Genomic DNA, 20,160 nt, shown 5'->3' on the forward strand with positions numbered 1-20,160 from the left:
TTGTAGGCGACAATAGTAATTGAGGACGAGGGAAATTAATGTCGTAGCGATTTTATTGTGGTCAAATTATAGATTACTTTAATGCATCGACAGCATCTAAAGTACTCAGATAGACTTGCCCTGATAGCTCACTAATCAATGGGGTGTGACCGATGATGTCCATCACAGGACCTTTGATAAAACTAAAATGTAAGCGCTTATTCTGTAACGCCAACTCATGATTTAAGGTACAAAGCATTTCTTGGGCGGTCAGATCTATATGGTTGACGGCAGCCATAATCAATATGATTTCATTGGCATCTGGATATTGCTGCATGGCATTGAGGATGCGTCGATGTACAGATTCACTATTACCAAAAAACAAACTCTCATCGATACGCAACATCAATAAGTTGTCAAAAGTTACGACGTCATGGCGATTGATATTACGAAAATGTCCTGTACCGCCCAATTGCCCAACGACAGCCACATGTGGCTTACTCGACTGCCAGATGAGACTGGCGAATGACACCATTAAACCAATGACCAGCCCTGTGTTTAGACCAAATATCAGCACACCGACGAACGCAGCCAAAAAGCTAGCACCATCTAAGCGATCACGCTGCCATGCAGATTTCAACGTTGCAATATCTATCAGGCCAATGATAGAGGCCATGATAGTTGCGCCCAGTAATGCATAGGGTAGTGGAGCAAGCGCATTGCTAAAGGCTATGAGCGCGGCCATCATCACCAGTACGGTGACGAGACTAGCAAGTGGTGTCTTCGCGCCTGAATCGGCATTGATAGCCGAACGCGAAAAGCCACCCGCAACCGCAAAACTTTGGAATAGTCCACCAGACAGATTGGCCAGTCCAAGTCCAGTCAGTTCACGATTGGCATCAAAGCTCTCACCACGCAAGCGAGCATAGGTACTGGCAACTGAACTGCTCGACACAAATACGATCAGTGCCATCAATCCTGCGGTTGGCAAGAGTTTCAGCGCCTCTTGTAGGTCTGAGATATGCGGTAACGTAAAGCTCGGTAGCCCTTGTGGAATACGACCGATGGTTGCGACACCATGTGTGCTCCAATGCAGGGCCATACTGAGTACGATAGCGACACCAAGTAAAATAAGCGGAAATAAGCGCTCTGCCCATTTGGCATATGACGATGATAGCCACGTCTGCCATATCCACTCACTTGCATAGCGATTAGCAACCAATAGCGCAAATGCGGTAATACCGATAGCTAAGGTTAATGGATGCAGCTGGCTGGCATAGCGTTGCATGGTAGTCAAATACCCGATCAAACTATTACCAGTGACAGGGATGTCTGTCAGATATTTGAGCTGACTGACAAATATAAGGACCGCTGCACCGCTTACAAACCCTGCGGACACACCGCGACTGATAAACTGCATGATCCAGCCAAGTTTTAACCGTCCTGCTATCCATAGCAGTGCACCTACCATCAGTGCCAATAGGCTAGCCATCAGTGCATACTGTTCAGTGCCTTGCTCAGCATAAGGCAGTAGACCACTGGCGGTCATAATGGCGGTAATGGCAACCGGTCCTACGGCTTGCACGTTGCTAGAGCCGAGCCACGCATAAACGAGGACAGGTACGATCGCTGCATATAGGCCATAGACAGGTGGCAGTCCTGCAAGCACCGCGTAACCTAGGCTCTGCGGTATGACCAACACACCCACCACTATGCCTGCGACGAGATCAGTCGGTAACGCTGAGAGCTGGTATTGACGCAGCCAAGCTGGAATCAGACGAGCGACGATAGAGGACATATCAATCACCACAGTAGATAGTACAAATAATTAGGCGAGGGCGGCGTTATTCTGCTTTGGCGCAAAAACGTTGATACAGTAGATCGAGTACAGCTAGCGCATGCTCGCTTGCGATACTATAGTAAATTTGTTTCCCTTCGCGGCGTGTGGCGACCAGCTCGTCTTTACGCAATATACCCAATTGCTGCGATAAGCTCGGCTGTCCAACCCCGACCAAGTCTTCGAGCTCACCGACACAATATTCACCTTGGGTCAATTGACAAAGAAGAAGTAGGCGATCAGGGTGCGATAGCGACTTTAATAGTTGGCTGGCTTGTAGCGATGCTTGCTGCATTTGCTTGGCAAGATCGGCAGGTACTAAATCTGCAGTATCAGACGACCCATCGTCAGTGGTACTGCGAGTAGGTGTACCTTCGGCTGAAATAGAAGTAGTCAGAACAAATTCCTTACATTAGATGGTAACAAATGCCATGATGTTTTGAACAATATATAGTTGATTATCAATGATATCACGCCACATAGCAAGTTATCATTAATTACATTATATAAATTGATAAATTGTATGGTGGTTGTTATATTGGTGGCATCAGATAAGTCGTAGGAACGCATTATATACGACTGAATATCATACTTAGGGGTTAATTAAAGATAAAAATCCCTATGTCCAAAATATGTATAAATAACTTACGTATAAATAATTAAAGAGGCCGCCATGCAAGTTCATTCTTTTTTAGATAGCGATACAGAAACTTATACCCACGTACTTGCTGATACTGAGCAAAAATTATGCGCCATTGTCGATCCTGTATTGAACTTCGATGCTAAGTCAGGCCGAACCAATACCAGCAGTGTCGATGAAGTGATTGAGTTTGTACGTGAGCAGGATTGGGCACTCAAGTACATTATTGAAACCCATGCACATGCAGATCATTTATCAGCGGCCATTCATGTAAAAGAAAGCCTTGGCGGACAATTAGTCATCGGTCAGCATATCACCGAAGTACAAAAAATCTTTAAGCAAATTTTTAACTTCGACACCAGTTTCCGCACTGATGCCAGCCAGTTTGATATTTTAACAGATGAAGGCGAGACCTTAGAGCTTGGCAATATTACTATCACTGCGATGTATGTACCTGGTCATACGCGTGCCGATATGGCCTATCTAGCCGCTGATGATGAGAAAACAGTGGTATTCGTTGGGGATACGTTGTTTGCGCCTGATGTCGGTACAGCACGCTGCGATTTCCCTGGTGGCGACGCCAAAACACTCTATCAGTCTATTCAGAAGCTGCTAGCACTTCCTGAGGATACGGTCATGTATCTGTGTCATGATTATCCGAGCAAAGGTCGTCAGCACTGCCCAACGACGACAGTAGCCGCACAAAAACTAGAAAATATCCATGTCAAAGACAGTATAAACGAAGCAGAGTTTGTGCAGATGCGTGAGCGCCGTGATGCGACTCTAGATATGCCTCGCCTTATCATTCCCGCTGTACAAATCAATATCGATGCAGGACATTTCCCCGAGCCAGAAGATAATGGTACGCGCTATCTAAAAGTTCCGATCAATGTCCTTGGTGGATAAGTTAAACAGTGTAATAAATGAAAGTCATTACCTGATGCAGCACTACGTAAGTATCGTATGATTGATATCTATAAGAATGCTAACCTGTAGACTGTCCATTTTTAGATGCTATGTATGACCAACTGCAAGCGCTAAGGGCGGCAATAACCGGAGAAAGCGATGAACCCTTACGAGCGCTATGTGTTGCCAAAGATGATAGATATTGCCTGTAGTACAGGCAATGTGATGAAAGCGCGTTCCAAAATTGTTCCGCAAGCGCTTGGTAAGGTGTTGGAGATTGGCATTGGCAGCGGTCTGAATTTGCAGTTCTATGATGCTAATAAAGTCTCCTCTATCATCGGTGTGGATCCAGCGGCTCAGATGCAGTCACTGGCTCGTGAGCGTGCAGCTGACATTGGCATTCCGGTTGAAGTGATAGCCGTCGATGTACAAGGTATCCATGCTGATACGGATCAATTTGATACGATTGTGATGACTTTTACCTTGTGCAGTATTGATGATCCAGTAGCGGCGCTCCGAGAAATGGCGCGAGTGTTAAAACCTAACGGACGCTTATTATTTTGTGAGCATGGACTGGCACCAGATTCTTCTGTTGAGCGTTGGCAGCATCGATTGACGCCTTTTTGGAAACCTATAGCGGGAGGATGTCATTTAGATCGCGATATTCCGGCGCTTATTAGAGAAGGTGGGTTTGCTATTGATGAGTTGAGCGAAGCGTATTTGCCCGGTCCACGGCCGATGAGCTATGTGTATAGCGGTGTGGCACAGCAACTGGCATAAAGGATAAGCCCAATTAACTATGCTAAAATTATTTATGCAATCAATCAACGCAACGACGACTACAGCTATAACCACAGCAAGCAAGGTAAATAGCCTTTAGATAAGAGCGTTCATGAAGAGTATTTGAAATAACAAAATAATTAGAATAGGAATTAAATAATGAGCGAGCAAAGTTTTCATCTAGTATGCCCACATTGCCAAGCAACCAACCGTGTACCTGCTGCACGGTTAAGCGCTGCGCCAAAGTGCGGTAAATGTGGTCAGCCATTATTGACTGCTAGTCCGCATGAGCTCAATGCGCAAACAGCCAATAAGGTTATCCAAAAGAACGATGTGCTGACTATCGTGGATTTTTGGGCGAGCTGGTGTCAGCCTTGTATTATGATGGCGCCAGAGTTCAAGAGCGCTGCTAGCCAATTGCCACAGGTGGTCTTTGCCAAGGTACAAACGGATAAATACGAGCAGGCAGCCGCGCCTTATAATATTCGCAGCTTGCCAACGATGGTTGCTTTTAGAAATGGTAAAGAAGTCGCGCGACAATCAGGCGCGCTACCAAGTCATCAAATCATCCAATGGGTGCAAGGCTTACAGTCGTAATATTAGTCAGGCTAGATTACTTTTTCTCCAAACTATCTATCCAAGCGCTCATGTTTTCTTATAAAAACCGCAGCAATAAAAAAGCCAATATGCGATCTGCATATTGGCTTTTTGCTATTTCACGTACTATTTTGCTATGTCACGTACTATTTTACGGTGTCAGGCACTATCTTAATCATTTAGATAGCCTTGCACTTTCTTAAGCTTATTCACCATAAATCTTGATGCCATTGGCAAAGCTACAACGCTGAATGCGCGCCGACTGGACAATTGCATCACGCTCACCGTATAGACGCGATAATTTTGCATCACGTGCTTTGGTATTGTTGCTCTTGCCTAAACCAAAACTGATATTCGGCGAGATACCCCAGCGTCCTGCAGAGACGCCAACACCGACGCCTGATGCCGATAGGGTAGATTGTTCATTACGAGCCGCTTCGACATATCGGTTGACGCGAGTGTACTCTTGACTAAGTGCTTGGCAGTTATAATTTTGATAAGTACTTGGCGGTACATATTGCGGGGTGATGTTACCAGTAGAGGCACAGCCTGAGAGCGCAAAAATGCCAGCTAGTAGTGTCGCTGTCGTAAACGTTTTCATAATGGCTCCAGTAGGCTAAGTGATTGTATTTATATCTATTTAAGATAGCAAAAATAGCGCAATTAAGATATTGAAAATCCATCGATGATGAAAAATTTTCGCATCATGTCATCAACATATCGACAGCTTTCTAAAATGGTTGCTTATTAAAACAGAAAATCGCTTATTAAAATAAGTTTGCTGGTTTGGCAAAGGCAAGTATGACGATACCAATATAGGCGACGGCAGCAATAAGAATACCTGTTTTTCTTTGCACAGGTGTCGCATCAACTTTAAACGCTTTAATACTAGAGCTAATAGCAGCGATAAGTAAAATGATTTTGGCAAACACCCACTGGACAGGAGCGTTGGCACCCATCAATTGCATTAGCATCATCGCACCTGACAGGATAAGCAGGGCATAGATAATATGCGTGGCTATTTTGACCACACGTGGTGCGCGGCGGTCTGCGCTGAGTACTAAGTAGCTTTGATATAAAAATAGCGCAACAGTCAGCGCTGCCATCAGCATATGTAGGTGTTTCATTGAATATTGCTCCCTCTAAAACTGCAGTATATAGGCTAATTTAGAATAGTTAGTTGCGATGCAAACATAGTCGGCTATTTGTTTTGACCAGCACATAATGGACTCGCAGGGCTTTGACCTTGCCATTCTGTCGGAGTATAGGCATGGATAGCGAGGGCATGTACTTGACCGCCTTGTGAAGTGAGCAAAGGCGTGACTAGGCCATATATAAGCTGATGACGCCCGACCAGTCGTTTGCCTTCAAAAGCATCGCTAACGATAGTGAGCTTAAAATGGCTCTCTTTACCTTCAAAGTAACCGGCATGCGACATCGACTCATTTATCAGTTCGATATGCTGCGGCGCAAGCGCCTGTAATTCGGCATGAAGTGCGTCGGCAGTAGGTGTGGTACTCATAACAATCCTTCAATGTATTTTGTGCAATTTGATTGAGCTATCTGCAAATAATATTTATCAGCATTATAACAGACACGGTAAGCGGGATAGAGTGCGATTGCCAAACCGATCAATTGCAAACCCTGCCGATTACAGTGCTTATCAACTACAGTGCTTATCAACTACAATGCTTGCCAATTATAAAACCTGTAATGTCTGGCTATAATTAAAAAAGCAAAGCACAACGCTTTGGCTGTACTTTGCTTCTATGATATCTAAACACGCACTGATAAAGCGTAAAAGTCGCTAATTAGCTACTTATTAGCGGCGCGACTGTTGATATAGAGGCGTAACTTTTGGCATCAATGACTGTAACTCTGCGATACGGCTGCTGCTCGTTGGGTGAGTGCTAAGGAATTGTGGTGGCTCACCTTGGCTTGCTTTTTGCATTTTTTGCCAAAGCGTAACAGCCGCCTGAGGGTTATAACCTGCACGTGCCATCAGCTCAAGACCAATCTGATCAGCTTCACTTTCTTGAGTGCGACTGTGGGGTAGGCTCAAGCCTAAATTACCCGCAGTACCAGCTAACTCAGCCTGTCCTTGTGATAAGCCAAATATACTAGCAGCCAGACCAATACCAGTTTGGGTTGCATACTCGCGTGACAGACGCTCGCGTGAATGCTCACGTAGTGCATGAGAGATTTCATGACCCATGATGGCAGCAATCTCATCATCAGTGAGGTTCAGACGATCGATGATGCCTGAATAAAACATAATTTTACCACCCGGCACCACAAATGCATTTAGATCGTTAGACTTGATGGTGTGTACTTCCCATTGCCATTTGGCTGCATCTGCGCGGTAGACGCCAACTTGACCGACTAGACGGTTCGCAATATTTTTTAAGCGGTTTAGCTGAGCGGTGTTGGTATCTAGCACACCTTTTGATTTTGCGTCTTGTATTGTTTTGGCATAGCTTTGGGCAGATAGTGCCAATACTTGCTCACTAGACACTAATAGCAACTGCTGACGATCAACACCAACTGCGCCAGAATTGGTAGTGCTGGTACAACCAGTTAAGGTGAGTGCTGACAACGAAGCGGCCATCACTGTCGTGGTTAATAACTTCTTCATAAAAATATCCTCTCTATAAGATGGAAAAACATAAAGTCAAACAAGTTAAAAAATAGTGCAGCAGATGTGGGAGCCGTGTTTATTAATCTTTTAGTAGTGCTCATTTATCCGCTTAAACAGTAAAAGTCTACCTTAACTGCCATTGGACATAAGTATAATAATGTTAACCACCTAAAACCAAGATAGGAAAAGTAACAATAAAGCGTATGATTGTAAGTGCGATATCTTTTTATTAGAGTGCAAATAGTGAGTTTTTACTTTATCGATTGTCTTATGACCACTATGAAGCTAAAGGAAGTAGAGCTCAGACTTAAAGTTCTATAATTAATGTGAAATATTTTTCATTTAATTAAAATTAATTCCTGTTTTTAAATCAATTGCTTATGTTGATTTATCCGATAAAAAGGGCATTTAGCTAAAAATATTAGAAATAAATTCTAAAAAAGGTATTGACACCCACAGAATATTTGCTAAAATGGCCAGCCTATCGAGACGGAGTAGTTGTTAACAACACTACGGATTGATACTAAGCGGGAATAGCTCAGTGGTAGAGCATAACCTTGCCAAGGTTGGGGTCGAGAGTTCGAATCTCTTTTCCCGCTCCAAATATGGCTTGAAAAAGCGCAAAAAGCCTCACTTCACAGTGAGGCTTTTTTTTATGTGTAAAATCTGTCCTAAGTCAGCTAATAGCGAAAACATAGAAAGTAACGCCTGACGCTAACTATCAGCAAGACAGAGATTATTAGTATTGAAGAATAGATGCGCACCCCGAATACCTGAGCAAACTAAACCTATAGCAACATAAGGGTATCCAATGCCACCAAAACCGCTTACATTAATCAGTGCTAAGCTCGCCTTTATCATATCCGCCATCGTCATCGGTATCATGGGTATCACCATGATCGGCTTTGGCTGGGTGCCGCACCTGTCTCTTATATTGGCTATCTGTGTGCTACTGGCTATCGGTATGTATAAAGGACTCAGCTTTGATGACATGCAAGCGCAAATGGCCTCAGGTGTCATGCGTGGTATTGGTGCCATCTATTTGTTCTTCTTTATCGGACTGATGGTTGCGGCTTTGATGATGTCAGGTGCGATTCCCACACTTATGTATGTAGGCTTTCAGCTGATCTCCCCTGAGTACTATTATATCTCTGCCTTTATCCTCACCTCTATTATCGGTATTGCTCTAGGCAGTAGTTTGACGACTGCAGCTACTTTGGGCGTGGCGTTTATTGGTATGAGTAATGCCTTTGATGCCAATGTGGCGATAGCGGCAGGGGCAGTAGTATCAGGCGCGTTCTTTGGTGATAAGATGTCGCCCTTATCTGATACTTGTACGATTGCCTCTTCCGTCGTTGGTATTGATCTGTTTGAGCATATTCGCAATATGATGTATACGACAGTGCCTGCGTGGATACTGACGGTGATCTTGTTTTGGATGTTCTCAGGACAGACGACCAGTGCTGATCTGAGTCAAGTAACCATATTGCAAGGTCAGTTGATAGACAGTGGTTTGGTACATGGGTATTCAGTAATGCCCTTTGTGGTATTAGTCGGATTGGCACTGTTTCGGGTCAATGCGATCTATACGATTATCTGTACTATTGCTGCGGCACTGATCATTACTTATATCCATAGCTCACCAAGCTTTGGACAATTGGGTGGGTATCTGTTTGCAGGCTATGCTCCTGCTGAGTCATTAGAGTTGGGTGAGGTAGGCGGTATGCTGTCGCGCGGCGGTGTACAGAGTATGTTCTTTACCCAGGCGATTGTGATACTGGCATTAAGCTTAGGTGGTCTATTGACCGCATTAGGGATTCTACCAGCACTATTATCTGGTATTAAGGATACATTGACGACATCAGGACGAGCGATATTTGCCGCAGCGATGTCGGCGCTGAGCATTAACGTGCTGATCGGTGAGCAGTATTTGAGTATTCTATTATCAGGTACGGCATTTCGATCGACGTTTGAGCGTTTACATCTACATCCTAAGAATCTGTCGCGGACGATTGAGGATGCAGGAACGGTGATTAATCCATTAGTGCCTTGGAGTGTGTGCGGGGTGTTTATCAGTCAGGCGTTAGGGGTGCCGGTATTGGATTATCTGCCTTATGCGTTCTTCTGTTATTTGTCATTGCTGCTGACGCTGCTATTCGGGTTCACTGGGCTGACGATTAGTCGGGTTAAAGAGGGGAAGGCGACCCAAAATTAATAGCAATTGATATTGTTATGGATAATAGAAGTGTTGATTAATACTGATCCCAGTACGGATTGTCACCGAACTGCTCGGCAATAAAATCAATCAAGTAACGACAACGCTGCGACAAAAAACGATTTTTTGGATAAACAGCATAAGCGGTTAGGGTTGGCAGTTGATAGTGTTGGAAGACAGGTACAAGCTCGCCAAGCGCCAGTTGTTTATAAGCAATAAAAGTCGGCACAAAGGTAACCCCATGCCCTTTGACTGCCAAATCCACTAAGAACTCACCATTGGTGGCTTTGATTTTGGCATCTATCGTACGATGATGACTTCTGCCTTCAGTATCCACCAAGTTTATACTATTGGTTTGACCGAGACTGTATTGCAAAAGCGCATGGTTGTCTAAGTCGTCTAGCGTTTCAGGCGTGCCCATTCTTGCCAAATAATCGGGACTGGCGCAAATCACACAACGAATCAATGCCAACTTTTTTGCTTGATAGCTAGAATCTTGTAGCTCTCCGATTCGAATAGCCAGCTCATAACCTTCTTCAATCAAATCGATACGTCGGTCAGAAAAATCCAGATCGAATCTCAGATTGGGATGTTTATTGGCGTATTTATCAATCACATCGTTCAAGTGCATGAGTCCAAAGGACAACGGCGCTGTCATTTTTAGCGTACCTTCAATACGCATGGGAGCGTCAGTAGCATGCTCATTGACAGCGTCAACCGCACGCAAGATATTGTTCACTTGCTGATAATACTGCTCACCAGCTTGCGTCAATTTAGATTGGCGGGTAGTACGGCTGATTAACTGACTGCCTAAACGCTCTTCCAATTCTTTAAGTCGGCGACTGACGGCTGATTTTGCAATATTTAACTGCTCAGCCGCTTTGGTAATACTACCTGCCTCAACAATGCGTACAAACATCGCCATGTCTTCTAATTGACCCATTATCGATGCCTCATGATTGTTCTTACACCAAGAACTTATATTTGTGATTATTGCTGTTTATCCCATGCTAGTCAACGCCTATAATCGCGCTATTCTCTATTCAGAAACATGATTAAACACACTTTTGGAGCATTATTATGGAGAAATTACAGCAATTTAGCGCACCGCTCGGTCGTCTATTATTATCAATCATTTTCATCTTTGCAGGCATTGGTAAAATCACAGATTATGCGACTACTCAAGGCTATATGGAGTCAGTAGGTGTGCCTGGTATGTTATTACCATTGGTAATTGCGTTTGAGGTACTAGGTGGTATCGCTATCTTGCTAGGTTATAAAGCTCGCCCAATCGCTTTCTTGTTTGCCGGGTTTAGCATCGTGTCAGCTATTCTTTTTCATCAGTTCTGGACTGACGAATCACAGATGATCTCATTTATGAAGAATATTTCAATCGCAGGTGGGTTTTTAATGATTTTTGCTCATGGTGCGGGTGCTTACTCAATAGACAATAAGCGATAAACAATCAGTGGCTGAGTTACCTCTTATACGTTTACGAAGAATAATCATAAAGGGGTACTTTCGAATAAAGAGCGTCATGAAATTTTCACAGAAAACCTCAACAGCAGACAGTTTTCTATATAAGCATAACTTAAAGTAATTTATATAAAGTTAGCTGTGCTAATATATGTAAAAAATCTGTAGTACATTAGAACTGCTCTAATTGTTCTAAAAAACAGAATAGTTAATTGCATTTAGTGTTGTTTATCTATGTAGAATTAATAATTATAATAAGCCCATTGTTTAAATAGATTAATCGATAATAAGTATATAGAGGATTAATCTGTTGATAGCTAAGGACAAATTATGAAAACAATCTATCATGCAGCAGACTCACGTGGCGATGCCAATCATGGCTGGCTTAAAAGCAGACATACCTTTAGCTTTGCCAATTATCATAATCCCGAACGTATGGGATTTGGGGCCTTACGCGTTATTAATGATGATTTTGTCATTGGCGGTCAAGGGTTTGGCAATCACTCGCACCGTAACATGGAAATTATCAGTATACCTCTATCCGGCAAGCTCGCTCATGGCGATAATATCGGTAATGAGGGCATCATAAAAACTGGTGAAATTCAAGTGATGTCAGGGGGTACAGGCATTACCCATAGTGAAATGAACGGTGACGATGCAGAGGCTGTGAGGTTTTTGCAGATTTGGGTAATACCAAACAAAATGGATGTCGCACCGCGTTATCAGCAAGTGCATATGGGCGATATCATGCGACCTAACGAGTTTAGCCAAGTGCTATCACCTTATTCTGATGATGCAGGGGTTTGGATTCATCAAGATGCTTGGTTTAGCATGGGTGATTTTGACGAAGGTATATCGCAAACTTACCAGTTAAATGATCCTAACAATGGTGTCTACGTATTTGTCCTCAGCGGTGAAGTGGTGATAGATGGCCAAGTCCTGTCTACTCGTGACGGCATTGGTATGTGGGATATTCAGAGCTTTACGATGGACGCAACAGTAGCTAGCCGTGTGCTAGTGATGGAAGTACCACTATTTATGTAATCAAGAACAAAGCTCTTTATCAATTAAAGCACTTATATCAATAACCATTAACGCTAAAAAATATTTTTATTAACAACTATTTTACTAACAACGTGGAGAAACACTATGTCAGATTTAACAACATTACAGCAGCTAGCAGAGAAACGTCGTTCTATCTATGCGCTAAGCAACCAGCTACCAGTAGCTAACGACGAAATCGTAAAAATAGTTGAGCATGCTATTTTGCACACGCCATCGTCGTTTAACTCGCAATCGACACGTATCGTTGTATTGTTCGGCGATGACCATCGTAAATTGTGGGACATGACCGAAGATACATTACGCGAAATCGTTGGTGACGAAGAGAAGTTCAAATCGACCAAAGAGCGTGTCAATGGTTTCCGTAACGGTGCTGGTACTGTATTGTTTTTTGAAGATCAAGCAGTCGTTAGAGGCATGCAAGAAGCAGCGCCACTATATGCTGATAACTTCCCAATTTGGGCAAGTCAAACCAGTGCCATGCATCAGTATGTTATCTGGACGGCACTAGCCAGTATCGATGTTGGCGCAAACTTACAGCACTACAATCCAGTAATCGATCAAAAAGTAGCTAGCGCTTGGGATATCGACAAAGACTGGACGCTAAATGCACAATTGGTATTTGGAACGATTGAGCAGCCAGCGGGCGAAAAAGCATTTAAGCCAGTCGAAGAGCGTATGAAAGTTTTTGGTGCGTAAGATAGAGTAGTCTATTTTATATAGTCCCCAAAAATAAATAGTCCCAAAAGCTTACGTAAAACAAAAAGCGCCACTCAGTAATCTCTGGGTGGCGCTTTTTTATTGATGATATTATTTTATTGAGGGTGAGAATTGTAGATTTTATCGAATAGCCTGCAGCTAAGCTAAGTTCCTGAGCAAATTACGTAGAGATTGACAACTATTTACGTTGCATCAAACTATTAGCCACCCATGCTGGACCGATTAACAAAAACTGTAGATCCTTAAAGAAAGAAGGTTTTTTGCCTTCGATTTTATGCCCGATGAATTGTCCAATCCATGCAACGATAAATACCGCTGCCCACGCTTTAAAGCCCCATGGCATCGCTGCCATCACTGACAGACAGATAAGAATAAACATCCCCATCGCTAAAAACAGTGGCGTAGATAAACGCATATAAAACAGTAGTACCAATGCGCTAAGCACCAAGGTAAACCATACGGATAGTGACATACCCATACCTAGCAGACTGACAAAGATCGTCGGCACACATAGCCAATGGATTTTTTTATTGACCAAGTTTTGGTGACTGACAGAGTACTCACTAAGCCATTGCTCTAGCGTACGTTTGGACATTTTTGGTTGACGAGACATACTAACCTCCCTGTTAGTAAATAAGATAAGTAACTCATACTAGCCAATGGACTCGCTACTAATCTCAGTATGAAGACAATTGTTAATATCAGTTGTAGCACTAATTGCGCCTGTCTACCACGTTATCTGATAGACGGCACAGTCAATTTTACTCGTACTATTAGTGCTATATCAGCAAGATTTTATTCAAACTTTCAATGGGTTTTTCTATAAGAGACGCATTATCCTTGCTCGCTGCGATGCCATTCATAAAGGCCGATAAAGGCGTTTACTTGATACACCATAGTCTGAATAGCAAAGATATAGTTACCAGACATAAGGTTCACAATGAGCCAAACAAAATTGACGATAATCCATAACCACCAATTAAATGAGTAACGCAGAATCATAGCTGCCTGAGCAGTAATAGAAAGCACAAAGGCAATGACGTTAATCCAAAAGAAAGAGATAAATCCCAAAAACAGACTACTATCATCCTCTACGACTGCATAGCCATAGCTCGCCAGTAGATCATTTATTGTGGGAAAAAGGGCAAGACCAATGATAATAAATGCAGCAGTGATTAACCAAACAGCTTTACTCGCTGACTTGGGTATCATGTCGCCATCAGGATCGGTGTGCTTCGACCAATAAAAAATACCGTAAACATGGGTAAAAAAGTTAAATAGTGGAGCAAGCATCAAACCAACTGCGCCAGACGTTGCTTGCACAATAACTTCGCCGGCCGTTGCTCCCATACCAAAGCCATTGCCCATGACGTTTTTGCGGAATGATAACGAGACCACGCAAACTAAACCAATGAACGAGACCGCTAAATAAAACCAATCAAGCGTGGTATGGTCTGTCGTGAGCCAAAAACCTGCGGACAATGCAATAACACCGCAAATAAACCAAATGATAATCCATTGCATCGCCCATTTTCCGGTGATGTTGTCCAATAGCTGAATACGCATCGCTTTTCCCCTAAAGTAAATACTGATATCAATATAGTGCTAACTACCATGTGCTAATTAAATAACGTGTGCTAGTCAAATAACATGTGCTAGTTGAATAAATTATTATAAATATGCTCAGTACAGTTTATGATTTTTTGCCATAGATATATTGATCAATCAATAACAATGCTTGCTGATAGCGAGCATCATAGTCGGGCTGATCGATCATATGCGGCGTAATATCGTGACGCGCAAAAATATCTATCAAACGCTGCTCAAAGCGTCCACGCGCTTCAGGCGTACCCAAAGATCGCATACCATCATCAACCCATGGCGTATTGTTATCTAACATAATGGTGTGGTCTAAACGAAACTCATCGATACAAGCAGCCACAAAGGGATGTGTGCGACCCTCATACTCTTCACAAAATGCTTGCGTAGTGACAAAGTCAGTATCAACGATGGTGATGGGGGCCGTTGCATTGGCTTTAGCTTCTCGGATTGCCTCAGCATGATCAAGACAAATAGGGCCATAATCACTGTACTGTAATCCAACCTCGCTACCACCCAAATCTGTACCGACATACAGACGCCCCATCTCTAAGGCAAAGCTGGCACCATAATAGTTGGCCAGCTTATGGACTAGCGTTGTCTTGCCTGAGCTTTCACCGCCGACGATAGCAACAGTCTTGGTATAGTCGACGCGCGCTTGCGGATGAAGTGCTGACCAATGGGCGACTGGGTCACGCGCAATCGCATAAGAGTCAAATTCCGGCTGTAGCGGCGTAGTAACGACTGGCAAAAGCAGCGGCTCTTGTATGTTATTGCGAGTGAGCGGATGGTTGTCCGCCGTAAACAATACAGTCTCTGCTGATAGTGATAGTGCGTCCATTAAGCGTTGTAATTTGGCATTGCTAGCAGCGATATCGATACTGACATCATCACTGGCACTATACAGATGTTCGTGCAGCGGTAGCTCTATCTCATGAGTAGTATGAATATGAATAAATGGCAAGTCGGCACAGGCCATCTGTAGCCAGCGCGCTTTGTCTTGTAAGGTGATGGTAAAATCTGGATGCGGCGATGGATGCGCCATAATAACGATATGCAAGGTTTTGGCTTGTCCTGCTGCATCCAATATGCTGCGCATCTGTCCTAAGTGCAAGGGTTCAAAATGTCCAATCATCAATCCAGTGTCGTACATAGCTATCCTTATTATTTTTTTATTCTAATCTCAGTGTTCCATGTCTATGCCAAAAAATACGGCTAATACTGTCTAAGTTAAATGATCCAAACTAGACATCTATCAAGATCCAAATCAGCAATCTATTAAGACCCGTAACACTAACCTCGTTACTTACTTTTACTATTCTTTGTAAAGGTATTTTTATCTAATAGTTGAGCAGTGTCCTAGTTTTCATAGTAGAACGTCTGAAAACCTAAGTTGCTTATCAGCATGGTATAAAGGTTTTGGATGATTTGCAGGTGGGTTATTGTAAAAATAAGGTATATCGGATGTACAAGGAATCGCACGTTTTTTAATTGAGGGTTCTTTTATTCGAGTAAACTTGGTTAGCTAAAAGATTATTCAGACTATCAAAAGTTTCACTCGATTTTAGCATTATAAAGCGAGCTTATCTCTTTGATTAAATTAAAAATAGCAAGATATATGATGCTAGGTTGCAAGGTTATAGCAACAAAGGTGGTTTTGAAACATTTTGAAATAACTATTTAAAATCAGGGGTTTGCATGGTGCTATGACAGATTAGGGTAAGCTTGAGTAGCATAAACTCACAAAGTACTGCTATACCTTCAACAGATAAATCCTGAATTATTGATATACTGATTCGTAAGTTAGCAAAGCAAGATAATGTTTTAGCTAAATACGTAAGACAATTAGAAAAATAGAATAAAAAATAAACAAGAATAGAAAATAGAGAGGTATTTGATTTGGCTAAGTTAGCAAAATTACATCGCTCACCAAACAATCGCATGATAGCAGGTGTGATGGGTGGCATTGCAGAGTATGCTGGTTGGTCGCCAACATGGGTGAGAGTATTATTTGTAATCATCTCATCATTAAGTGCAGCAGTACCAGGCATTTTGATTTATATCATCCTATGGATAATTATGCCAAAAGCCAATAGTCAGTCTTATCAATAATAGGAGTCTGATGGTTACTTTTAAAACTAGGTTTTTTAAACCAGTTAAAGAATTAAGTTAGACGTAGTTGTTAAAAACAGTAGACCTCCAAAAAATAAAAAGCCTGATCAATCAGGATGCCCAAGATACAATTTTCCTCCTGCCCGAATGCTAGCGCATTTGGGTATTTTTTTATTCATGGTATTAGTACGACTTCCATGATGATTTGTCTGAAAATATGCTATACAACTGAGGTTTTGTGCTCGCTATGCAAATTTAGTTGATGTAAATATGGATAAAATAGTCAATTTTTAGTAAGGTGAGCAGGCAGATAGAGTCGTTGCCGAATAGGTCGCGCGTGCGCTATCAGAGATTTATTTAATAATACTCATTTCACAGTGGCTTTACTATGAAAACCGAAACTATGACATCCCAAGCGATAACCCCGATGACACAAGATAAAGACTCTCAACCGATGACTTTTCAAGATTTAATCTTAACTTTGCAAAATTATTGGGCCGATAAAGGTTGCGTTGTATTGCAGCCTTACGACATGGAAGTCGGTGCAGGTACTTTTCATACCGCGACGTTTTTGCGCTCATTAGGTCCTGAGCGCTGGAATGCGGCCTATGTACAGCCATCACGTCGTCCTACTGACGGGCGCTATGGTGATAACCCGAACCGCCTGCAGCATTATTATCAGTTCCAAGTTGTACTAAAACCGAATCCACCGAACATCCAAGAGCTGTATTTGGACTCACTACGAGCCATTGGTATTGATCCATTGGTGCATGACGTGCGTTTTGTAGAAGACAACTGGGAATCTCCAACGCTTGGTGCGTGGGGACTTGGTTGGGAGATTTGGCTAAACGGTATGGAAGTCACGCAGTTCACGTACTTCCAGCAAGTCGGTGGTATCGAGTGCTTCCCAGTCACTGGCGAAATCACTTACGGACTTGAGCGTTTGGCCATGTACGTACAAGGCGTTGATAGCGTTTATGATTTGGTCTGGGCAGATGGTGAGTTTGGTCGCGTCACGTATGGCGATGTCTTTCATCAAAACGAAGTCGAGCAGTCTACCTACAACTTTGAGCACGCTGATGTGCCGATGATGGGCGAGATGTTTGATTTTTATGAGCAACAAGCAGACAAATTGGTCGATGCAGGATTGCCGTTACCAGCTTATGAGATGGTATTAAAAGCATCTCATGCGTTTAACTTGCTTGATGCACGCGGCGCTATCTCAGTGACTGAGCGTCAGCGTTTTATCCTACGTGTGCGTACGCTTGCTCGTAAGGTTGCCTTTGGTTATGTCGAAGCTCGTGCCAAATTGGGTTTTCCATTGGCTGATGAAGAGCATCGCCAAGCCGCACTTGATAAGTATTTGCCAAAAGAAGACGTGGCAGCAGACAGCTTAGCAGCAGACGGCATAGCAGAAGAAACTACTGACACTAACCAATCTACTAACGATAAATAGGAGCATCCCATGAGTACTATTCTATTTGAACTGGGGTGTGAAGAGCTACCTCCAAAGAGCCTAAAACCATTACGTGATGCACTACAAGCCAGTGTTACTGAGCAATTGACGGCAGCAGATATTACCTTTGATAGTATCAAAGCTTTTGCTGCTCCGCGCCGTTTGGCCATTCAGATTCAAGGTATTAGCGATAAGCAGCCGGATCGTACTGAGCAAAAACGCGGGCCTGCGATTAAAGCGGCGTTTGATGCAGAGGGCAATCCAACACGTGCGGCCATGGGTTTTGCTAAAGGTTTGGGTATTGAAGCTAGCGAGCTTACGACGATTAATACTGACAAAGGTGACTATGTCGGTTTTGAGCAGACTATCCGTGGTCAAGCGACCACTGAGCTACTGCCTGCTATTTTCCAAACCGCGCTAGATAATCTGCCGATTGCTAAGCGTATGCGCTCAGGCGCTAGCCGCAACGAATTTGTGCGTCCAGTACAGTGGGCAGTATTGATGCAGGATGATACTGTCATTGATGCCACTATCCAAGGTCATCAGACTGGTACGCAAACACGTGGTCATCGCTTCCACAGCCCTGACTACCACAATATTGCTCATGCCAATGATTATGAAGAATTACTAAGTGGTCTAAAAGTAGTAGCAGATTTTGATAAGCGTCAAATGCTGATCAAAAACCAAGTCAAAGCATTGGCAGATGAAGTCAATTCTGATGCCATCGTACCGCAGGATTTGTTGGACGAAGTCACCGCATTGGTCGATTTTCCAATTGCGCTACGAGCAAGCTTTGAAGCGCGCTTTTTACAAGTACCGCAAGAAGCACTTATCTCGACCATGCAAGCGGATCAAAAGTATTTCTGCTTAACTGATAAAACTGGCAAATTGCAGCCGTATTTCATTTTTATTACCAATATTGAATCAAAAGATCCTAACCAGATTATCGAAGGTAATGAAAAAGTTGTGCGTCCACGTTTGGCTGATGCAGAGTTTTTCTTCTTGCAAGATCAAAAGCAGCCGTTGTTTGCGCTTACAGAAAGCCTAAAAAATCGTGTATTCCAAGACAAACTGGGTACGATTTGGGAGAAATCTGAGCGTATTGCCAAGCTAGCAGCATTCATCGCTACATTGATGCAGCAGCAAGGCCACGATATCAATGTTGATGAAACCGTACGTGCAGGTATTTTATCTAAAGCAGATTTGGCCAGCTCGCTCGTCGGCGAGTACCCTGAATTACAAGGTATCGCAGGTACGTATTATGCGCGTCTAAACGATGAGCCTGAAGCGGTTGCAGCCAGTTTAGAAGAGCAATATCTACCTAAGTTCAGTGGCGATGTATTACCACAGACACCGATTGGTATTTGCTTAGCGTTAGCTGATCGTTTGGATACATTGGTTGGTATTTTTGCGATTGATCAAGCGCCAACGGGTTCAAAGGATCCGTTTAGCTTACGTCGTTCTGCTATTGGTATCTTGCGTATTTTAATCGAAAAGCAGTTGCCGATTAATCTGGTTGCGCTCGTTGAGCAAGCGATTAAAGGCTATAGTGATGCTGAAGGTAGCAAGATTGCCAAAATGGGCGATACTTTTACCCAAGTAATGGCATTCCTAAACTCGCGCTATCGTGCGATGTATACAGAGCAGGGCGTTAGCGTCGACACGATTCAAGCAGTGCAAGCGATTAACCCTCATATGCCGCTTGATTTTGATCAGCGTATCCGTGCAGTGCAAGCATTTAGCGAGCTGTCACAAGCGTCGATGTTGGCGGATTCAAACAAACGTGTTGCTAACATATTGGCTAAGTCAGAAGTGAGCGTTGCTGATACAGTCGATGAAGCACTACTGTCTGAATCTGCTGAGCAAAATTTATATGCGAACGTGCAGCAAGCACAGACAGTGGTACAACCATTGCTGGAGCAAGCGGACTATACGCAAGTATTGCAAACGCTGGCTAGCTTAGATGAGCCGTTGACCCAGTTCTTTGATCAAGTAATGGTCAATAGTGAAGATGCTGCGCTTAAAAACAATCGCTTGGCATTGCTAAAGCAGGTTCGCGCCTTGTTCTTGACGGTAGCTGATATTAGCGAGCTACAGCTGTAACCCTGCTAAAAGCTGATGGTTACTTTAACTTGATTATTGC

20 protein-coding genes and 1 tRNA gene are annotated in these 20,160 nt (G+C 43.1%); 11 read left to right on the top strand and 10 right to left on the bottom strand.

Features of this window, described 5'->3' with window-relative positions:
- Window positions 1–73 precede the first annotated feature (73 nt).
- Together ACI2IW_RS08550 and ACI2IW_RS08555 are read right to left on the bottom strand one after the other, a co-directional pair.
- Window positions 74–1,777, bottom strand: coding sequence for a SulP family inorganic anion transporter (locus ACI2IW_RS08550; RefSeq protein WP_404693370.1), 1,704 nt, complete (start codon window positions 1,775–1,777; stop codon window positions 74–76).
- A 46-nt stretch (window positions 1,778–1,823) separates the two neighbouring features.
- Window positions 1,824–2,111 (bottom strand): ArsR/SmtB family transcription factor, encoded by a 288-nt coding sequence (locus ACI2IW_RS08555; RefSeq protein ID WP_404693371.1) that lies wholly within the window; start codon window positions 2,109–2,111, stop codon window positions 1,824–1,826.
- Window positions 2,112–2,489: 378 nt separating this feature from the next.
- Between ACI2IW_RS08555 and ACI2IW_RS08560 the strand changes: the two genes are divergently transcribed.
- From ACI2IW_RS08560 to trxC, 3 genes are all read left to right on the top strand, one after another.
- Window positions 2,490–3,362, top strand: coding sequence for an MBL fold metallo-hydrolase (locus ACI2IW_RS08560; RefSeq protein WP_102091850.1), 873 nt, complete (start codon window positions 2,490–2,492; stop codon window positions 3,360–3,362).
- A gap of 159 nt (window positions 3,363–3,521) precedes the next feature.
- A complete protein-coding gene (locus ACI2IW_RS08565; RefSeq protein ID WP_404693372.1) occupies window positions 3,522–4,142 on the top strand; it encodes a class I SAM-dependent methyltransferase in 621 nt (206 codons plus the stop codon).
- A 159-nt stretch (window positions 4,143–4,301) separates the two neighbouring features.
- Window positions 4,302–4,739: a thioredoxin TrxC gene (gene trxC, locus ACI2IW_RS08570; protein WP_404693373.1), complete on the top strand. Its 438-nt coding sequence runs from the start codon at window positions 4,302–4,304 to the stop codon at window positions 4,737–4,739.
- 205 nt (window positions 4,740–4,944) lie between these two features.
- Here the strand turns inward: trxC and ACI2IW_RS08575 are convergent, their stop codons facing one another.
- The 4 genes from ACI2IW_RS08575 to ACI2IW_RS08590 all read right to left on the bottom strand — a co-directional run bounded on the left by ACI2IW_RS08575 (window position 4,945) and on the right by ACI2IW_RS08590 (window position 7,374).
- Complete coding sequence (locus ACI2IW_RS08575) at window positions 4,945–5,340, bottom strand: hypothetical protein (protein ID WP_057761508.1); 396 nt, start codon at window positions 5,338–5,340, stop codon at window positions 4,945–4,947.
- Between the two features lie 166 nt (window positions 5,341–5,506).
- Window positions 5,507–5,866: a SirB2 family protein gene (locus tag ACI2IW_RS08580; protein WP_102094089.1), complete on the bottom strand. Its 360-nt coding sequence runs from the start codon at window positions 5,864–5,866 to the stop codon at window positions 5,507–5,509.
- Window positions 5,867–5,940: 74 nt separating this feature from the next.
- Complete coding sequence (locus ACI2IW_RS08585) at window positions 5,941–6,261, bottom strand: BolA family transcriptional regulator (RefSeq protein ID WP_160022391.1); 321 nt, start codon at window positions 6,259–6,261, stop codon at window positions 5,941–5,943.
- Between the two features lie 300 nt (window positions 6,262–6,561).
- Window positions 6,562–7,374, bottom strand: coding sequence for a M48 family metallopeptidase (locus ACI2IW_RS08590; RefSeq protein ID WP_057761502.1), 813 nt, complete (start codon window positions 7,372–7,374; stop codon window positions 6,562–6,564).
- A gap of 530 nt (window positions 7,375–7,904) precedes the next feature.
- On the opposite strand from ACI2IW_RS08590, the gene ACI2IW_RS08595 reads away from it, so the two are divergent.
- Together ACI2IW_RS08595 and ACI2IW_RS08600 are read left to right on the top strand one after the other, a co-directional pair.
- A tRNA-Gly gene (locus ACI2IW_RS08595) sits at window positions 7,905–7,979 on the top strand.
- A 209-nt stretch (window positions 7,980–8,188) separates the two neighbouring features.
- Window positions 8,189–9,592, top strand: coding sequence for a Na+/H+ antiporter NhaC family protein (locus ACI2IW_RS08600; protein WP_404693374.1), 1,404 nt, complete (start codon window positions 8,189–8,191; stop codon window positions 9,590–9,592).
- 37 nt (window positions 9,593–9,629) lie between these two features.
- Here ACI2IW_RS08600 and ACI2IW_RS08605 read toward each other — a convergent pair whose 3' ends face one another.
- Window positions 9,630–10,535, bottom strand: coding sequence for a LysR family transcriptional regulator (locus tag ACI2IW_RS08605; protein WP_404693375.1), 906 nt, complete (start codon window positions 10,533–10,535; stop codon window positions 9,630–9,632).
- A 137-nt stretch (window positions 10,536–10,672) separates the two neighbouring features.
- Between ACI2IW_RS08605 and ACI2IW_RS08610 the strand changes: the two genes are divergently transcribed.
- The 3 genes from ACI2IW_RS08610 (at window position 10,673) to ACI2IW_RS08620 (ending at window position 12,829) form a co-directional block, all read left to right on the top strand.
- Entirely contained in the window at window positions 10,673–11,053 is a 381-nt protein-coding gene (locus ACI2IW_RS08610) for a DoxX family protein (RefSeq protein ID WP_404693376.1), read from the top strand.
- A 345-nt stretch (window positions 11,054–11,398) separates the two neighbouring features.
- Window positions 11,399–12,112, top strand: a complete 714-nt coding sequence (locus ACI2IW_RS08615) for a pirin family protein (protein WP_404693377.1) — start codon at window positions 11,399–11,401, stop codon at window positions 12,110–12,112.
- A 105-nt stretch (window positions 12,113–12,217) separates the two neighbouring features.
- Window positions 12,218–12,829 carry a nitroreductase family protein gene (locus tag ACI2IW_RS08620; RefSeq protein WP_057761493.1) on the top strand — a complete coding sequence of 204 codons (612 nt, stop codon included), beginning with the start codon at window positions 12,218–12,220 and terminating at the stop codon, window positions 12,827–12,829.
- A gap of 199 nt (window positions 12,830–13,028) precedes the next feature.
- On the opposite strand, the gene ACI2IW_RS08625 is transcribed toward ACI2IW_RS08620, so the two are convergent.
- The 3 genes from ACI2IW_RS08625 to nadR all read right to left on the bottom strand — a co-directional run bounded on the left by ACI2IW_RS08625 (window position 13,029) and on the right by nadR (window position 15,602).
- Window positions 13,029–13,463 (bottom strand): DUF962 domain-containing protein, encoded by a 435-nt coding sequence (locus ACI2IW_RS08625; protein ID WP_057761491.1) that lies wholly within the window; start codon window positions 13,461–13,463, stop codon window positions 13,029–13,031.
- 221 nt (window positions 13,464–13,684) lie between these two features.
- On the bottom strand, window positions 13,685–14,416 hold the full coding sequence (gene pnuC, locus ACI2IW_RS08630) for a nicotinamide riboside transporter PnuC (RefSeq protein ID WP_160022375.1): 732 nt from the start codon (window positions 14,414–14,416) through the stop codon (window positions 13,685–13,687).
- A gap of 127 nt (window positions 14,417–14,543) precedes the next feature.
- Window positions 14,544–15,602, bottom strand: coding sequence for a multifunctional transcriptional regulator/nicotinamide-nucleotide adenylyltransferase/ribosylnicotinamide kinase NadR (gene nadR, locus ACI2IW_RS08635; protein WP_404693378.1), 1,059 nt, complete (start codon window positions 15,600–15,602; stop codon window positions 14,544–14,546).
- Window positions 15,603–16,348: 746 nt separating this feature from the next.
- Between nadR and ACI2IW_RS08640 the strand changes: the two genes are divergently transcribed.
- The 3 genes from ACI2IW_RS08640 to glyS all read left to right on the top strand — a co-directional run bounded on the left by ACI2IW_RS08640 (window position 16,349) and on the right by glyS (window position 20,120).
- The gene (locus tag ACI2IW_RS08640; RefSeq protein ID WP_057761485.1) at window positions 16,349–16,561 is read left to right on the top strand and encodes a PspC domain-containing protein; all 213 of its coding nucleotides are present in this window, start codon (window positions 16,349–16,351) and stop codon (window positions 16,559–16,561) included.
- A gap of 454 nt (window positions 16,562–17,015) precedes the next feature.
- Window positions 17,016–18,017 carry a glycine--tRNA ligase subunit alpha gene (gene glyQ, locus ACI2IW_RS08645; protein ID WP_404693526.1) on the top strand — a complete coding sequence of 334 codons (1,002 nt, stop codon included), beginning with the start codon at window positions 17,016–17,018 and terminating at the stop codon, window positions 18,015–18,017.
- Between the two features lie 9 nt (window positions 18,018–18,026).
- Window positions 18,027–20,120: a glycine--tRNA ligase subunit beta gene (gene glyS, locus ACI2IW_RS08650; protein WP_404693379.1), complete on the top strand. Its 2,094-nt coding sequence runs from the start codon at window positions 18,027–18,029 to the stop codon at window positions 20,118–20,120.
- Window positions 20,121–20,160 lie beyond the last annotated feature (40 nt).

The sequence above is a fragment of the Psychrobacter sp. NPDC078501 genome (genome assembly GCF_044900935.1).
Taxonomy (GTDB): Bacteria; Pseudomonadota; Gammaproteobacteria; order Pseudomonadales; family Moraxellaceae; genus Psychrobacter.

Excerpts from the sequence above, each read along its gene's own strand:
- ACI2IW_RS08620 (WP_057761493.1), top strand. The coding sequence starts at position 12,218 with ATGTCAGATTTAACAACATTACAGCAGCTAGCAGAGAAACGTCGTTCT.
- pnuC (WP_160022375.1), bottom strand. The coding sequence starts at position 14,416 with ATGCGTATTCAGCTATTGGACAACATCACCGGAAAATGGGCGATGCAA.
- ACI2IW_RS08565 (WP_404693372.1), top strand. The coding sequence starts at position 3,522 with ATGAACCCTTACGAGCGCTATGTGTTGCCAAAGATGATAGATATTGCC.
- trxC (WP_404693373.1), top strand. The coding sequence starts at position 4,302 with ATGAGCGAGCAAAGTTTTCATCTAGTATGCCCACATTGCCAAGCAACC.
- ACI2IW_RS08550 (WP_404693370.1), bottom strand. The coding sequence starts at position 1,777 with ATGTCCTCTATCGTCGCTCGTCTGATTCCAGCTTGGCTGCGTCAATAC.
- glyQ (WP_404693526.1), top strand. The coding sequence starts at position 17,016 with ATGACTTTTCAAGATTTAATCTTAACTTTGCAAAATTATTGGGCCGAT.
- ACI2IW_RS08555 (WP_404693371.1), bottom strand. The coding sequence starts at position 2,111 with ATGCAGCAAGCATCGCTACAAGCCAGCCAACTATTAAAGTCGCTATCG.
- ACI2IW_RS08560 (WP_102091850.1), top strand. The coding sequence starts at position 2,490 with ATGCAAGTTCATTCTTTTTTAGATAGCGATACAGAAACTTATACCCAC.
- nadR (WP_404693378.1), bottom strand. The coding sequence starts at position 15,602 with ATGTACGACACTGGATTGATGATTGGACATTTTGAACCCTTGCACTTA.
- ACI2IW_RS08580 (WP_102094089.1), bottom strand. The coding sequence starts at position 5,866 with ATGAAACACCTACATATGCTGATGGCAGCGCTGACTGTTGCGCTATTT.
- ACI2IW_RS08605 (WP_404693375.1), bottom strand. The coding sequence starts at position 10,535 with ATGGGTCAATTAGAAGACATGGCGATGTTTGTACGCATTGTTGAGGCA.
- ACI2IW_RS08590 (WP_057761502.1), bottom strand. The coding sequence starts at position 7,374 with ATGAAGAAGTTATTAACCACGACAGTGATGGCCGCTTCGTTGTCAGCA.
- ACI2IW_RS08625 (WP_057761491.1), bottom strand. The coding sequence starts at position 13,463 with ATGTCTCGTCAACCAAAAATGTCCAAACGTACGCTAGAGCAATGGCTT.
- ACI2IW_RS08575 (WP_057761508.1), bottom strand. The coding sequence starts at position 5,340 with ATGAAAACGTTTACGACAGCGACACTACTAGCTGGCATTTTTGCGCTC.
- ACI2IW_RS08615 (WP_404693377.1), top strand. The coding sequence starts at position 11,399 with ATGAAAACAATCTATCATGCAGCAGACTCACGTGGCGATGCCAATCAT.
- ACI2IW_RS08610 (WP_404693376.1), top strand. The coding sequence starts at position 10,673 with ATGGAGAAATTACAGCAATTTAGCGCACCGCTCGGTCGTCTATTATTA.
- glyS (WP_404693379.1), top strand. The coding sequence starts at position 18,027 with ATGAGTACTATTCTATTTGAACTGGGGTGTGAAGAGCTACCTCCAAAG.
- ACI2IW_RS08585 (WP_160022391.1), bottom strand. The coding sequence starts at position 6,261 with ATGAGTACCACACCTACTGCCGACGCACTTCATGCCGAATTACAGGCG.
- ACI2IW_RS08600 (WP_404693374.1), top strand. The coding sequence starts at position 8,189 with ATGCCACCAAAACCGCTTACATTAATCAGTGCTAAGCTCGCCTTTATC.